The sequence below is a fragment of the Craterilacuibacter sp. RT1T genome (genome assembly GCF_023502145.1).
Classification (GTDB): domain Bacteria; phylum Pseudomonadota; class Gammaproteobacteria; order Burkholderiales; family Chromobacteriaceae; genus Craterilacuibacter.
This window is the reverse complement of record NZ_JAMFLI010000002.1, coordinates 247,470-259,883: the sequence shown is the minus strand read 5'-3', so window position 1 is coordinate 259,883 and position 12,414 is coordinate 247,470. Positions and strand designations below refer to the sequence as shown.

Genomic DNA, 12,414 nt, shown 5'->3' with positions numbered 1-12,414 from the left:
TGTATTAATCATAGAGCAGCATTTGCAATTACCAAGCCCAATTGTCAATTGGCCAAACAGCCGTCACGCGCCACGCAAGGCGCAAGCACCTTCAGGCGTCCCCAATCAATACCGTCACGCAGGTTCATCCGGTACTGGCCATTCCCATAAGGGATGCCATTTTCCCGAGCGAACTCGACCAAGGGGATGGCCTTCCCGAAGCTCGAGAAAGTACGACCGGATTCGGGTTGCACCTGCCAGCGTGCTCCTTGCCCGCCGCTGGTATCGCCGACAAACATGCCATACTCGGCCATGGCACGCAGAATCGTCTTGCGCCAAGGCGGCAGTTCAAGGGCATTGATCTCGGCCGGCGTCATATCCAGATAAAAATGCATGCCGTTGTAAACCGGACTCGCACCGCAAGCAAGCGCAGGTCCCACCGCTGGCCATTGCCACTGCCCGTTGGTGCAATCCACCACGGCAAACAAGGCGTGATCAATCCGCCCTGCCATCAGCTCCGCCCCGCGGATCAGGCCCAGTGGATTAGAAAAGCCGGCAGAAGTGCCGCCATGTCCACCCACCCCGTCACTGGACAAGGGCTGCACACCGCCGGCAAACGCGCTTAGCACGCCACCGTGCAGCGGCTTACTACGCACACCGAACAGGCTGAAGACCAAGCCACGCACCGGATCGATCACCGTCATATGTGCGTCTTGCCCCCCAGCAGGCAAGGCCTGCGCCGGAATACGCAATGCAGTCCCGTTCAGTGCCTTATTGGCATACGGCATGGTAAACAACAGCCGGTATTCAGGATCATCGGGGCGTGAATAGTAGGTCGGTTTGGAATAGTCAAGCTCGGGTGCACGCACGGTATCGATCACTTGCAGATCATTCGGCCCGGGCAGTGACGCCTTTCCCAGCCATGCCACCAGCGCCTTGCTATCCGGATGCAGGCGTGGATTTGCCGGCAGCGGTTTGTTAAAAGGACTAAGGAGTGAGAACGGACGCCAGCATGCTGGCGGCGCGACACCGTTCGTAAACACAAACGGCGCACAGGCGGAAAAAGCAGGGGCATGCATCAACACCAGAGCCGAGACTACCAGCAGCTCAAGCGGCCGCCTCATCGGAAAGCCTCCTGCGCTATGGCTGCCACAGCGGCATGATCCGGCTCGCCGTAGCCAAGCAACTTGGCATCGATCGTATCCAGGTATAAGACATTCAAATCCCCGGACAGACGGCCGTTAATTTGTCTGATATGGACTCTGACATCAACGTCCGGCGTACGTAGCACATCGGCCAGACGCCGCAACAGGGCCGCTGGATGATAAGCCGCAATCACATCGCTGATCATATGCCCTCCCCAGAGTCAAAAAGTAGCTGTATGCGCCAGCGCCATTCCCATCGCCGGGTGTTCTACCAATTCAACGTCATCCAGTCGCAATAGCGCCCCCGCCTCGACCGGTCTGGCCAGACGCGCACCCGCAAGCAAACCTAATGGCACATGATCAGCTTGTGCCGCGAGTTCAAGCGCCACGCCACGCACATCGAAGCTGCCGGCACCACGCTCAAGCAACATACCTGCCGGCAGATCATGCTTGGCAATCGCGCCCATCCCCAAGCGCGGCCGCTTGCCGTTATTCAATAACACTTTGCCGCCGGCAAGCAGGCGACGCACAGTCTTGGCAACTTCAAGCGAACACAGGTGATACGGTTTGACCAGCAGGTAGTCCGGACCGGGCCCCAGCTTGAAGTAATTCAGCAAGGGCGCGAGATCTGCATCATGGCGCGCAACGATAAACACGCCGGTCGGTGCCCAGCCTTCGGCCAGCACATAGTCGGCAATAACCATGCCTGTCTCTTGCGCCTGACGCGCCAAAACAGCCGCACCCTCGGCCAGACTGGCACAGGCGGGGCCTGCCAAACCCTGGGATAAAATGCCCGCGCCCAAGCCGTTCGCAACCAATACCTGTTCAATCTGCACCTTGGTGCCATCGGTTGCACCGGTGGTATTGGCCAGGCTGATGCCCTGGCGTTCAGCCCAGTAAGCCATGCTGGAGCGCGACGGGTTAAGGTCGAGAAAGCCCTTCATATTGCCGTACACCAAAGGGGTAAAACCCATGGCCAAGGCGTCTTCATGCAGCGCGGCAATCGATCCGGGCTGGTCACCCTCGGCCTCGCTAAACACGCCCAAACCTGCCAGATAAGAGCCGGTAGTCACATGCAGTTCGGCATTCAGTGTCGCTACCGGCAAGCCGGCTTTGAGCGCGGCCTCAGCCACCAGGGAACCATGAAACACATCTCCGCTCATCTCGACGACAATGTCGGATTGATCCAGCAAGGCCGGCAAGGAAACGGTCAGACAAGCCGGATCAAAACCGGACACACTATCCGGCTCACGCCGAGTCAGCACCGCCCCCAGCGACAAATCAGGGCAGTGGCGCTGCAACAATTTGGCAAAACTCTGTGCCATGGGGCCGGTGCCGACAATACCGACCCGTGCCGGTGAAGATAATGCGTTCATATAATCCTGCCGCCAGCGGCCTGTTTGGATTGACTTAAACCGGTAAGATCCGCTGGTACAACCACACCCAGCCCCTGACACAGTGGCCGATATACCAGCGGGTCAACCGTTTTGCTGCCTTTAATCCAGCACTTTGACTTCGGGGCAGAACACGACAAACTTGCCACCCCACTCGCGAATACCGGCAAACTTCTGCATCAGCTCCTCGCTCCAGTTCCACGGCAAGATGACCAGATAATCCGGCTTGTCGATAAAGATCTGCTCCGGTGCCTTGACCGGCAAATGCGAGCCAGGCAAATACATTCCCTGTTTGGCCGGGGTGTGATCGACGGTGTAGCGGATAAAATCGCTGCGTACCCCCAGATAATTGAGCAAGGTATTCCCCTTGGCCGGCGCCCCCACGGCACACATCACCTTGCCTTCACGCTTGGCATCAATCAAAAACTGCAGGATTTCCTGCTTGCGCGCGACAACCCGGCTATTAAAGCCCATATAGGTCGATAGCTGATCCAGCCCTGCGGCATGCTCGGCATCCAGCAGGCGCTGTACGCGCTCACTGACCGGATGGGCGCAAGTATCGGCACGCTGGGCAAATACGCGTAGCGAACCACCATGGGTCGGCAGTTCTTCCACATCAAACAGTGCCAGCCCGTTGTGCTCGAGTATTTTCTTGAAGGTCGTTAACGAGTGGTAATAAAAATGTTCGTGATAAATCGTATCGAACTGCAGATTGTCCAGCAGATGCAGGGCATGGTGAAACTCGAAGGTCGCCACCCCTGCCGGCTTGAGCAGCACGGCAAAACCGCCGACAAAATCATTGATATCCGGCACATGGGCGACCACATTATTGGCCGGCATCAAATCGGCAGACAAACCACGCGCAACCAGACTAGCGGCATAGTCGCGGCCAAAAAACTCGGTCTCAACCGGAATACCCAGCGCCTTGGCCACATTTGCCGTATCCGCCGTGGGCTCCACACCGAAAACCGGAATACCGGCCTCTTGGAACCAGCGCAGCAAATAGCCGTCATTGCAGGCAATCTCGACCACCAGACTGTCTTGATTCAGACCAAAGCGCTCGGTCATGGCCGTGCTATACGCCTTGGCATGGGCAAGCCAAGTATCGGAGCAGGATGAAAAATACGGATAGTGTTCAGAAAAAATTTCGCTGGCTTCCTCGCTGCCTGGCGCTTGAACCAGCAGGCAATTCTCACAAACCAAAGCACCCAAGGGGTAGTAACGCTCCATATCATTGGCTTGCTCTTCCTTGCGCAGAGCATTGGATAAGGGCTGCATGCCTAAATCCGCCAGCACATGGTGTGCAGAGTGGCCACAAAAACGACAATTTGTATGCATAGCATCTCTCCATTATTTCTATCCGTGACACTCCACACCAGGCAAGACAGACCAAGCTGCTTTCCCAAATCAAAACCATCTCAATACGCTTGCTTATCACCTTTCAATACGGTCATCACCGTACGAAAAATAATCTGCAGGTCTAGTCCTAACGACCATCGACGCAGATATTCAATATCGTACTCAATACGCTGGCGCATTTTGTCCACTGTTTCTGTTTCACCACGGCAACCTGACACCTGCGCCAAACCGGTAATCCCCGGTTTCACCTTATGCCGCACCATGTAACCTTTAATTAGCTTGCGGTACTGCTCATTATGCGCAACCGCATGCGGACGCGGCCCGACAATACTCATACGACCTTGTAAAACGTTGATAAACTGTGGCAACTCATCCAGAGACGACTTACGAATAAAAGCACCAAATTTTGTAATTCGACTATCGTTCTTTTTGGCTTGATTCACCACACCACCATCCTCGCACACTGTCATTGAACGAAATTTATAAATATATATCTCTTCGCCATTCAAACCATAACGACGCTGAACAAATACAATAGGACCAGGCGAGCTCAGTTTTACACCAATGGCTACCATTAGCATAATCGGGCTGATCAATATCATGATCAGAATAGACAATATTATATCGCTACCCCGCTTAATAAAAGAATGACTGCCACTAAATGGTGAATCACATACTGCAATGACAGGCATATTGCATAGACTATCTACCCGGCCTTGTATCAGGTCGGTCACAAACACATCCGGCACAAAGTAGATGGAAACCGTGGTATCGCGCAGTTCGTCCAGCATCTGCAAAATACGCGGCTGGCTAGTCATCGCCAACGTGACATAAATCACATCAATTTTATGATGCTTAATATAGTCAGCTAAAGCATCAACTTTACCAAGCAAGGAAAACTCTTCATTTGAAACACGCTCACCGGCTCTGTCATCAAAAAAGCCAAGTATTTTAATATCAGACAGATGGGCATGCCGCACACGGTGCGCCATAATCAAACCATGCGATGTCATGCCAACACAAACGGCTTTCTTTTGCTGCAACAAGAATCGCGGCACAATAAAGCGAAACAAAGCGTGAGCAAAAAGTGCACTAACCAATGGCAACCACAACCACAGGCTCAACATGCGCTCATTAAATAAATAACCGGCATGCACCAGATAGGAAACACCCAGCAAAACGACACACACCAGCAGCCAGGTTTTGGTTACGCCAAAAACCACCCCCCCGAAACCAGACTCAAGCCGGGCCTTACCGGGAAACGTCAATAAAAATACGGCCACGGCGCATAATAAATAGGGCGGCGCAACACGACCTTGCAACGCAAAAGGGATGACGAGTGTCATCACAGTGAATACAGCAGGATCTATCAACGAGGAAATGGTGACGATAATCGGGTTGGTCGCAGGCTGGCCAAGTTTATGGCTATCGGGTTGCAACATCAGCTTGCTCAAAGCTTTTATATTATTGTCCATGGGCATCAACCATCCACTGCCGGCGACATGCCAGACTTCACCCTCCCCGTTCTAGGAAACGGATCAGACCATGTCAATTTGGATAAATGAAATCACAAAAAAATATCAATCAGATACTTCCATCAAGTCTGGATACACGAGATGGTGAAGGCGCGATCAGGTCAAAAGTAGAGAGTGACAACGAGCAAGGACAGGCACAAAGAAGTGCCCGCAACATGCAGTTGCGGCAGGCGCACATGGCCCAAAGGCAGGCGCTAAAACAGCTTATGGCCGGTGTAGCTAAAAAAGAAAACCGGCCGGCAAGATCAGGCTTGCAGGCCGGTTGGATAGCAATGCAGAAGCAACTTTTTACCAGCAGCGCTTGATCAGTGCCGCCAGCTGAATCAGCCGCCCATGAAAGAAATGGCCGGCGCCGGGCAACACCACAACCGGCAAGGCTTGCGGACGCGCCCAGTTAAAGACATCGGAAAGCGGAATCACTTCGTCCTCTTCCCCGTGTATCACCAGTGCATCCGCGGGCACCGCCGGCGTTTCAATCGGGTATTTACCCACCGCGACCCCCATCAACAGCAGCTTGTCAGCCTCGATGCGCGCGTGCGTTCTGGCGGCCACAAAACCACCAAAGGAAAAACCGGCCAGCACCAAGGGCACATCTCCATGTTCGGCGCGCGCATGCCCGGCCACGGCGATGACATCGTCGACTTCACCCACACCATAATCATGCTGACCCGCACTGTCGCCCACACCGCGCAAATTGGGCAGATAGCAGGCATAGCCCATCTGCGACAGGGCGCGTGCCGCGGTTTGCACCACCTTATTGCCATGTGTCCCGCCTTGCAGCGGATTAGGATGGCAGATAACGGCCACGCCCTGCACCGCCCCGACGGCAGGCACATACAGCGTATCCAGAGCACCGGCCGGGCCGGCTACCACCAGCTTATTCAGCGCCTTGAGCATCAGATCTTCAGCCTTTGCACGACCCGGCCGGCCACCATATGTTCGGCCACGATTTCGTCGATGTCTTCCTGATCGATAAAGGTGTACCAGGTTTCCTCGGGGTAGACCACCATCACCGGACCGGCATCACAACGACCGAGGCAGCCGGCCTTATTGACGCGGATCTGCCCTTCGCCAGCCAGACCCAGCGCCTTGACCTTGTCCTTCATATAGCCAAGCAGCTCGCTGGCGCCGTGATTGTTGCAGCAATCGTCGCCGGCGGCGCGCTGGTTGCAACAGATGAACACATGCTTGTCGTAAAAACTCATACGGCTTTCTCTCAGGTTTAACCGTCGCTGTCGGCCCAGCCACTGGCACCGTGCAGGGCGGCATTCTCGAACTTGGCGTAATGGCCGACAAAGGCCAGCCGCACCGTGCCGGTCGGGCCGTTACGGTGTTTGGCGATAATGGCTTCGGCCAGCCCCTTGTCCGGCGAATCCGGGTTGTAGTACTCGTCGCGGTACATAAACAGGATGATATCGGCGTCCTGCTCGATGGCACCGGATTCGCGCAGGTCGGACATCATCGGGCGCTTGTTCGGGCGTTGCTCGACGGCACGCGACAACTGCGACAGCGCGATAATCGGCACCTCCAGCTCACGCGCCAGCCCCTTGATGCCGCGCGAAATCTCGCCCAGTTCGGCAGTCCGGTTGTCGCCGCGACCCGAGCCCGACATCAACTGTAAATAGTCGATCACGATCAGGCCCAGCTTGCCGCCATGCTGGCGCGCCAGACGGCGCGCGCGCGCGCGCACTTCCAGCGCGGTCAAGGCCGGCGTCTCGTCGATATACATCGGCGCATCCGACAGCTTGCCGATGGCGAAGGTCAGCTTGCTCCAGTCCTCGTCCTGCAGCTTGCCGGTACGCAGCACATGCTGGTCCAGCCGCCCGACCGAGCCCAGCATACGCATCACCAGCTGGGTGCCGCCCATTTCCATGGAAAACACCGCCACCGGCAGATGGTGCTCGACCGCTACATGCTCGGCAATATTCATCGAAAACGCGGTCTTACCCATGGATGGACGGCCGGCCACGATCACCAGATCCCCCGGTTGCAAGCCGGAGGTTTTGGCATCCAGATCGGTAAAGCCGGTTGGCACACCGGTCACCTCATCCGGGTTATCGCGGCTGTACAACATGTCGATGCGCTCGACCACCTCTTTCAATAGGCCGGGCATTTCCAGAAAGCCTTTTTTGCCCTTGGCCGTCGACTCGGCAATCTTGAACACCTTGCCCTCGGCCTCGTCCAGCAGTTGCGAGGCATCCCGCCCCTGCGGGCTATACGCCGACTCGGTAATTTCGGCGCCGATAATGGCCAGTTGGCGCATCACCGAGCGCTCGCGCACGATTTCGGCATAGCGGCGGATATTGGCCGCCGATGGCGTGTTCTGCGCCAACTGCGCGAGATAAGCCAGACCGCCTACATTGCCCAGCTCGGCATTCTTGTCCAGGCTCTCGGAGACAGTCACCACGTCGGCCGGGCGTGCCACTTCGACCAGACGCAGGATATGTTTGAAAATAATCTTGTGGTCGTGACGATAGAAGTCCGACTCGCTGACAACATCGGCGATCTTGTCAAACGCACTATTGTCCAGCAACAGGCCGCCTAACACCGATTGCTCGGCCTCGACGGATTGCGGCGGCGTGCGTACGGCAGCAGCCTCGCTGTCAAAATTCTCGGTGGATTCGGTCATGTGGACACTTGAAGTGTGCAGCCGGCAGTAGCCGGCCGCGAAATAACAAAGCGGGATTCTAGCAGTTTTTGCCGGCAACAAAGCCGGACGACCAGGCCCACTGGAAATTATACCCGCCCAGCCAGCCGGTCACGTCCACCACCTCGCCGATGAAGTAAAGGCCAGGCACGGCATTGGCCTGCATGGTCTTGGACGACAAGGCGCGGGTCGATACGCCGCCCAGCGTAACCTCGGCTTTTTTGTAGCCTTGCGTGCCATTGGGCTTAAGGCGCCAGTGATGTATCGCTTCGGCCAGTTGCTTGCGTGCCTTGGGCGAGAGTTCACGCAGGCGCACATCCATGCCCTGCGCCAACAGCCAGGCATCGGCAAAGCGGCGCGGCCAGCCCCACTCGACCAGCGCATTGGCCACGCGCTGCTCGCTGTGGGCGCGCGCAAGCAGCAAATCTTCGGCATCCTGCCCCGGCAGCAAGTCGATGCTGATGTCCATGCCCGGCACCCAATAGGACGACACCTGCAAAATGGCCGGCCCGGATACGCCTTTGTGGGTAAACAGCACATTCTCGCGAAAACGCCCCTTACCGGCCTTGACCTCCACCTCCAGCGAGACGCCAGCCAGCTCGGCAAAGCGCGCGGCATCATCCACATGGAAGGTCAGCGGCACCAGTGCCGGCGCCAAAGGTGTCAGCGCCACCCCGAACTGCTCGGCCAGACGGTAACCAAAAGGACTGGCACCGATTTGCGGAATCGACAGGCCACCGGTGGCCACCACCAGCGAGTCGCAAGCAAACACGCCATCCGCCGTTTGCAGGGTAAAACCTCCGGCCGGGCCCTGCGCCACTTCGTCAATCGTCACTCCCATGCGCCGCTCTACGCCGCCCAGGCCGCACTCGGCGTCCAGCATGGCAATAATCTGTTCGCTGGACTCGTCGCAAAACAACTGGCCCAGCTTTTTCTCATGCCAGGTGATGCTGTAACGTGCCAGCAGATCGATAAAATCCTGCGCCGTATATTGCGCCAGCGCCGAACGGCAAAAATTCGGATTCTCCGACAAATAGCAGTCATAACGCACACCGCTATTGGTGAAATTACAGCGCCCGCCACCCGAGATGCGGATTTTCTCCGCCAGTTTTTGTGCATGGTCCAGCAATAAAACACGGCGGCCGCGCTGTCCGGCCGTTGCCGCACACATCAGGCCGGCGGCACCGGCACCAATCACAATTACATCAAAATGCGTCATGCAAGCCTTTACTTTACTTATCTGGTCAACTATTGGCGGGACACGCCCAAATCCAGTAAACTGCCCGTGTATGATTAGGTGATGTTACTGTCTAAATAGCAACAAGGAGAGCATAAATGGAACACAAACTGCCCGAACTGCCGTACGCCCTGGACGCCCTGGCTCCGACCATTTCCAAGGAAACGCTGGAATACCACTACGGCAAGCATCACCAGACCTATATCACCAACCTGAACAACCTGATCAAGGGCGGCGAATTCGAAGACGCAAGCCTGGAAGAAATCGTCAAGAAGTCCAGCGGCGGCATCTTCAATAACGCAGCCCAGGTTTGGAACCACACCTTCTACTGGTTCGGCCTGACCCCGAACGGCAAGGGTGCACCAGAAGGCGCACTGGCTGACGCCATCAATGCCAAGTGGGGCTCGTTCGACGAATTCAAGAAGGCTTTCAATGCCGTCGCTGCCGGCACCTTCGGCTCCGGCTGGGCTTGGCTGGTCAAGAACCCGGATGGCTCGCTCGAACTGGTTTCCACCAGCAACGCCGCCACCCCGCTGACGACCGACAAGAAAGCACTGCTGACTTGCGACGTTTGGGAACACGCCTACTACATCGACTACCGCAATAGCCGCCCGAACTATCTGGAAGGCTTCTGGAAGCTGGTGGACTGGGACTACGTGGCCAAGAACTTCGCCTGATTCCGGCCTTGGCTCAACAAAGGACTCTGCGGAGTCCTTTTTTCATGCCCGCCCTCTCGCGCGCCGGCCTTAAACGCCCAAATAGGGCAGCAAAACCCGCCACGCGGCCAGCTTGTCGGCAAAAGGCAAGGTATAAGCCGGACTGGTGGATGGCAGCGCCAAAGCCGGCACATGCACCGCCGGCGCCCGCTGCGCGGTTTTGTACGCCAGCGCACCATTAAATGCCAACACTTCCAGCGCAGGCAGCGAGACCAGCAAGCTTGCCAGATCATTGCACTGCACATCCCGCACCGCCGTGTCCAGGCTGCCACGCCGCTGCGCCTTGCCTACAACATCCCACAAACCGATGCCGCAGGCCAGCAAGCCTTGCAGACGTTCGCCATAGGGCAAGGCATCCAGCGGCTTGCCGGTCAAGGCGGCCGCTATCGGCCAGAAGGCATTGCGCGGGTGGGCATAATACTGGCTAACAGCCAGCGAAGCATCCCCCGGCAAAGAGCCCAGCACCAAAATACGGGTCTGGGCATTCACCACAGGGGCAAAGCAATGCTTGAATTCGCTCATAAAAGATTGGGCAGACAGGGTGTAGGACAAATACAAAAAACAAACCCGCCATGAGCGCAAGTAGCCGAAAAAAACCGCACGCCTCAACACTGCGTGCGGTGATCGATTTCAGGCATGTGACCTGCGGCTTAAGACGGCTGTGCCGTAGTATCCGTCGGCGACAGGCAGCTGCGCACCGCATGGATCAGCTTACGGTAAATGCCGCCACGACCCAGCATATGGGCGATGCCGGACTTAACCAGCGCATGGCGCACATCCGGACAGGCATCACACAACATGACCCGTATCCCGCGCGCCTGCAGACTCTGACAAACCTCTTCCAGCGAGCGCAAGCCGGTGCCATCAATAAACGGAACACGCTTCAGGCGCAGAATCAGCACGCGCGGCTCGGTGTGGGTAATGCCCAGCACACGGGCAAAATTCTCTACCGCACCATAGAAAAACGGCCCTTCCACTTCGTACACCAGCACATCATCCGGCAAGCGCTCAATGCCGTGATGCTTCAGCTCCATCGCCAGATCTTCGCCCTTGACTTCATGCACATCGACCGAAGCGGCCATGCGGCGCAAAAAGTGCAGCGTCGCCAGAATCACGCCGATATTCACCGCCACCACCAGATCGGTAAACACGGTTAATACAAAGGTAATCAGCAAAATGGCCACATCGGCACGCGGCGCATGGCGCAGCATATGTTTGAAGTGGCGGATTTCGCTCATATTGTAAGCGACGACAAACAGGATGGCCGCCAAGGCTGCCAACGGAATATTGGCGGCCGCCGGCGCCAGAAACAGCACGATCAGCAGCAATAACAGGCAGTGCACCACGCCAGCCAGAGGACTGGTGCCGCCATTACGGATATTGGTCGCCGTGCGCGCAATGGCACCGGTTGCGGCAAAACCGCCGAATAGCGGCGTCACGATATTGGCCAGACCCTGCCCCACCAGTTCCTGATTGGAGTTGTGTTTGGTGCCGGTCATGCCATCGGCCACCACGGCCGACAGCAGTGACTCGATCGCGCCTAGCATGGCAATGGTAAAGGCAGGCCCGACCAGTTCGACCAGCAAGGCCGGCGTGACCGCAGGAATGGAGAAGCCGGGCAAGCCTTGCGGAATGCCGCCAAAGGCGCTGCCTATGGTCGCCACGCCATCAAAAACAAACACCGTCTGGATCAATGTAGCGGCCACCATGGCCACCAGCGGGCCGGGCAAACGCTTAAGGTACGGAATCTTGGGAGTAAAGATCACCAGCATCAGCGACAACAGCGCCAACGCGGTGGTGGCCGGATGCAGATCCGGCAAAGCCTGAATCAGGTGCAGGGTTTTTTCGTGAAAGTGTTCGCCAGCCACTTTGGGCAGGCCGAAGAAATCACGCCATTGCCCGACCCAGATAATGACCCCGATCCCGGCAGTAAAGCCGACGATCACCGGCGCAGGAATGAACTTGATCACCGCGCCCATCTTGGTCAGACCCATCAATAGCAGCATGACGCCGGCCATCATGGTGGCGATTTGCAAACCGACGATGCCGTACTTGGCGGTAATCGCCGCCAGAATCACGATAAAGGCGCCGGTCGGGCCGGAAATCTGCACCCGGCTGCCGCCAAACAGGGAAATGACCAGACCCGCCACGATGGAAGTGTACAAACCCTGCTCGGGCTTGGCACCGGAGGCAATGGCAAACGCCATGCCCAAAGGTAAAGCGACAACGCCGACAATGACGCCGGCGATAATATTATTCATCCACTGTGCTCGTGTTTTAAACAAGCCGGCACGGTAGGCTTCCATCAGGGCGATCATGGCACGCATTCAATATGAGAAAAATATAATGATAGTATAAGCATTTCACCCAAACCCATGCGGGTAATCTCCGCTCTGTATTGT

Annotated in this window: 13 protein-coding genes; 2 read left to right on the top strand and 11 right to left on the bottom strand. The window is 56.8% G+C overall.

Features of this window, described 5'->3' with window-relative positions; translation table 11 throughout:
- Window positions 1-44: 44 nt before the first annotated feature.
- The 5 genes from M3P88_RS05030 to M3P88_RS05010 form a co-directional block, all read right to left on the bottom strand.
- Window positions 45-1,103, bottom strand: a complete 1,059-nt coding sequence (locus tag M3P88_RS05030) for a hypothetical protein (protein WP_249614955.1) — start codon at window positions 1,101-1,103, stop codon at window positions 45-47.
- Complete coding sequence (locus tag M3P88_RS05025; RefSeq protein ID WP_249614954.1) at window positions 1,100-1,330, bottom strand: hypothetical protein; 231 nt, start codon at window positions 1,328-1,330, stop codon at window positions 1,100-1,102. The genes M3P88_RS05030 and M3P88_RS05025 overlap by 4 nt, the downstream gene beginning before the upstream one ends.
- Window positions 1,331-1,345: 15 nt before the next feature.
- Window positions 1,346-2,500: an SAF domain-containing protein gene (locus M3P88_RS05020; protein ID WP_249614953.1), complete on the bottom strand. Its 1,155-nt coding sequence runs from the start codon at window positions 2,498-2,500 to the stop codon at window positions 1,346-1,348.
- A 120-nt stretch (window positions 2,501-2,620) separates the two neighbouring features.
- Window positions 2,621-3,856 carry a class I SAM-dependent methyltransferase gene (locus M3P88_RS05015; protein WP_283773115.1) on the bottom strand — a complete coding sequence of 412 codons (1,236 nt, stop codon included), beginning with the start codon at window positions 3,854-3,856 and terminating at the stop codon, window positions 2,621-2,623.
- A gap of 80 nt (window positions 3,857-3,936) precedes the next feature.
- Complete coding sequence (locus M3P88_RS05010) at window positions 3,937-5,352, bottom strand: undecaprenyl-phosphate glucose phosphotransferase (RefSeq protein ID WP_249614951.1); 1,416 nt, start codon at window positions 5,350-5,352, stop codon at window positions 3,937-3,939.
- Window positions 5,353-5,438: 86 nt separating this feature from the next.
- Here M3P88_RS05010 and M3P88_RS05005 point away from each other — a divergent pair, with 86 nt between their 5' ends.
- On the top strand, window positions 5,439-5,717 hold the full coding sequence (locus M3P88_RS05005) for a hypothetical protein (protein ID WP_249614950.1): 279 nt from the start codon (window positions 5,439-5,441) through the stop codon (window positions 5,715-5,717).
- Here M3P88_RS05005 and M3P88_RS05000 read toward each other — a convergent pair.
- The 4 genes from M3P88_RS05000 to M3P88_RS04985 are packed head-to-tail and all read right to left on the bottom strand — an operon-like array spanning window position 5,701 to window position 9,278.
- On the bottom strand, window positions 5,701-6,309 hold the full coding sequence (locus tag M3P88_RS05000) for an alpha/beta hydrolase (protein WP_249614949.1): 609 nt from the start codon (window positions 6,307-6,309) through the stop codon (window positions 5,701-5,703). The two genes, M3P88_RS05005 and M3P88_RS05000, sit on opposite strands and share 17 nt — an antisense overlap.
- On the bottom strand, window positions 6,309-6,617 hold the full coding sequence (locus M3P88_RS04995; RefSeq protein WP_249614948.1) for a (2Fe-2S) ferredoxin domain-containing protein: 309 nt from the start codon (window positions 6,615-6,617) through the stop codon (window positions 6,309-6,311). The genes M3P88_RS05000 and M3P88_RS04995 overlap by 1 nt, the downstream gene beginning before the upstream one ends.
- A 17-nt stretch (window positions 6,618-6,634) precedes the next feature.
- Window positions 6,635-8,041: a replicative DNA helicase gene (gene dnaB / locus M3P88_RS04990; protein ID WP_124735830.1), complete on the bottom strand. Its 1,407-nt coding sequence runs from the start codon at window positions 8,039-8,041 to the stop codon at window positions 6,635-6,637.
- 58 nt (window positions 8,042-8,099) lie between these two features.
- Window positions 8,100-9,278 carry a BaiN/RdsA family NAD(P)/FAD-dependent oxidoreductase gene (locus M3P88_RS04985; RefSeq protein ID WP_249614947.1) on the bottom strand — a complete coding sequence of 393 codons (1,179 nt, stop codon included), beginning with the start codon at window positions 9,276-9,278 and terminating at the stop codon, window positions 8,100-8,102.
- Between the two features lie 116 nt (window positions 9,279-9,394).
- Between M3P88_RS04985 and M3P88_RS04980 the strand changes: the two genes are divergently transcribed.
- Window positions 9,395-9,973: a superoxide dismutase gene (locus tag M3P88_RS04980; protein WP_124735828.1), complete on the top strand. Its 579-nt coding sequence runs from the start codon at window positions 9,395-9,397 to the stop codon at window positions 9,971-9,973.
- A gap of 69 nt (window positions 9,974-10,042) precedes the next feature.
- Here the strand turns inward: M3P88_RS04980 and M3P88_RS04975 are convergent, their stop codons facing one another.
- Both M3P88_RS04975 and M3P88_RS04970 read right to left on the bottom strand, forming a co-directional pair.
- On the bottom strand, window positions 10,043-10,534 hold the full coding sequence (locus M3P88_RS04975; protein ID WP_249614946.1) for a DNA-deoxyinosine glycosylase: 492 nt from the start codon (window positions 10,532-10,534) through the stop codon (window positions 10,043-10,045).
- 128 nt (window positions 10,535-10,662) lie between these two features.
- The gene (locus tag M3P88_RS04970) at window positions 10,663-12,273 is read right to left on the bottom strand and encodes a SulP family inorganic anion transporter (protein WP_249614945.1); all 1,611 of its coding nucleotides are present in this window, start codon (window positions 12,271-12,273) and stop codon (window positions 10,663-10,665) included.
- Window positions 12,274-12,414: the final 141 nt, after the last annotated feature.

Bases quoted from the DNA above. Each gene is read 5' to 3' on its own strand.
- M3P88_RS04985 (WP_249614947.1), bottom strand. From the start codon at position 9,278: ATGACGCATTTTGATGTAATTGTGATTGGTGCCGGTGCCGCCGGCCTG.
- M3P88_RS04975 (WP_249614946.1), bottom strand. From the start codon at position 10,534: ATGAGCGAATTCAAGCATTGCTTTGCCCCTGTGGTGAATGCCCAGACC.
- M3P88_RS04995 (WP_249614948.1), bottom strand. From the start codon at position 6,617: ATGAGTTTTTACGACAAGCATGTGTTCATCTGTTGCAACCAGCGCGCC.
- M3P88_RS05005 (WP_249614950.1), top strand. From the start codon at position 5,439: ATGAAATCACAAAAAAATATCAATCAGATACTTCCATCAAGTCTGGAT.
- M3P88_RS05030 (WP_249614955.1), bottom strand. From the start codon at position 1,103: ATGAGGCGGCCGCTTGAGCTGCTGGTAGTCTCGGCTCTGGTGTTGATG.
- M3P88_RS04980 (WP_124735828.1), top strand. From the start codon at position 9,395: ATGGAACACAAACTGCCCGAACTGCCGTACGCCCTGGACGCCCTGGCT.
- M3P88_RS04970 (WP_249614945.1), bottom strand. From the start codon at position 12,273: ATGAATAATATTATCGCCGGCGTCATTGTCGGCGTTGTCGCTTTACCT.
- M3P88_RS05010 (WP_249614951.1), bottom strand. From the start codon at position 5,352: ATGGACAATAATATAAAAGCTTTGAGCAAGCTGATGTTGCAACCCGAT.
- M3P88_RS05020 (WP_249614953.1), bottom strand. From the start codon at position 2,500: ATGAACGCATTATCTTCACCGGCACGGGTCGGTATTGTCGGCACCGGC.
- dnaB (WP_124735830.1), bottom strand. From the start codon at position 8,041: ATGACCGAATCCACCGAGAATTTTGACAGCGAGGCTGCTGCCGTACGC.
- M3P88_RS05025 (WP_249614954.1), bottom strand. From the start codon at position 1,330: ATGATCAGCGATGTGATTGCGGCTTATCATCCAGCGGCCCTGTTGCGG.
- M3P88_RS05015 (WP_283773115.1), bottom strand. From the start codon at position 3,856: ATGCATACAAATTGTCGTTTTTGTGGCCACTCTGCACACCATGTGCTG.
- M3P88_RS05000 (WP_249614949.1), bottom strand. From the start codon at position 6,309: ATGCTCAAGGCGCTGAATAAGCTGGTGGTAGCCGGCCCGGCCGGTGCT.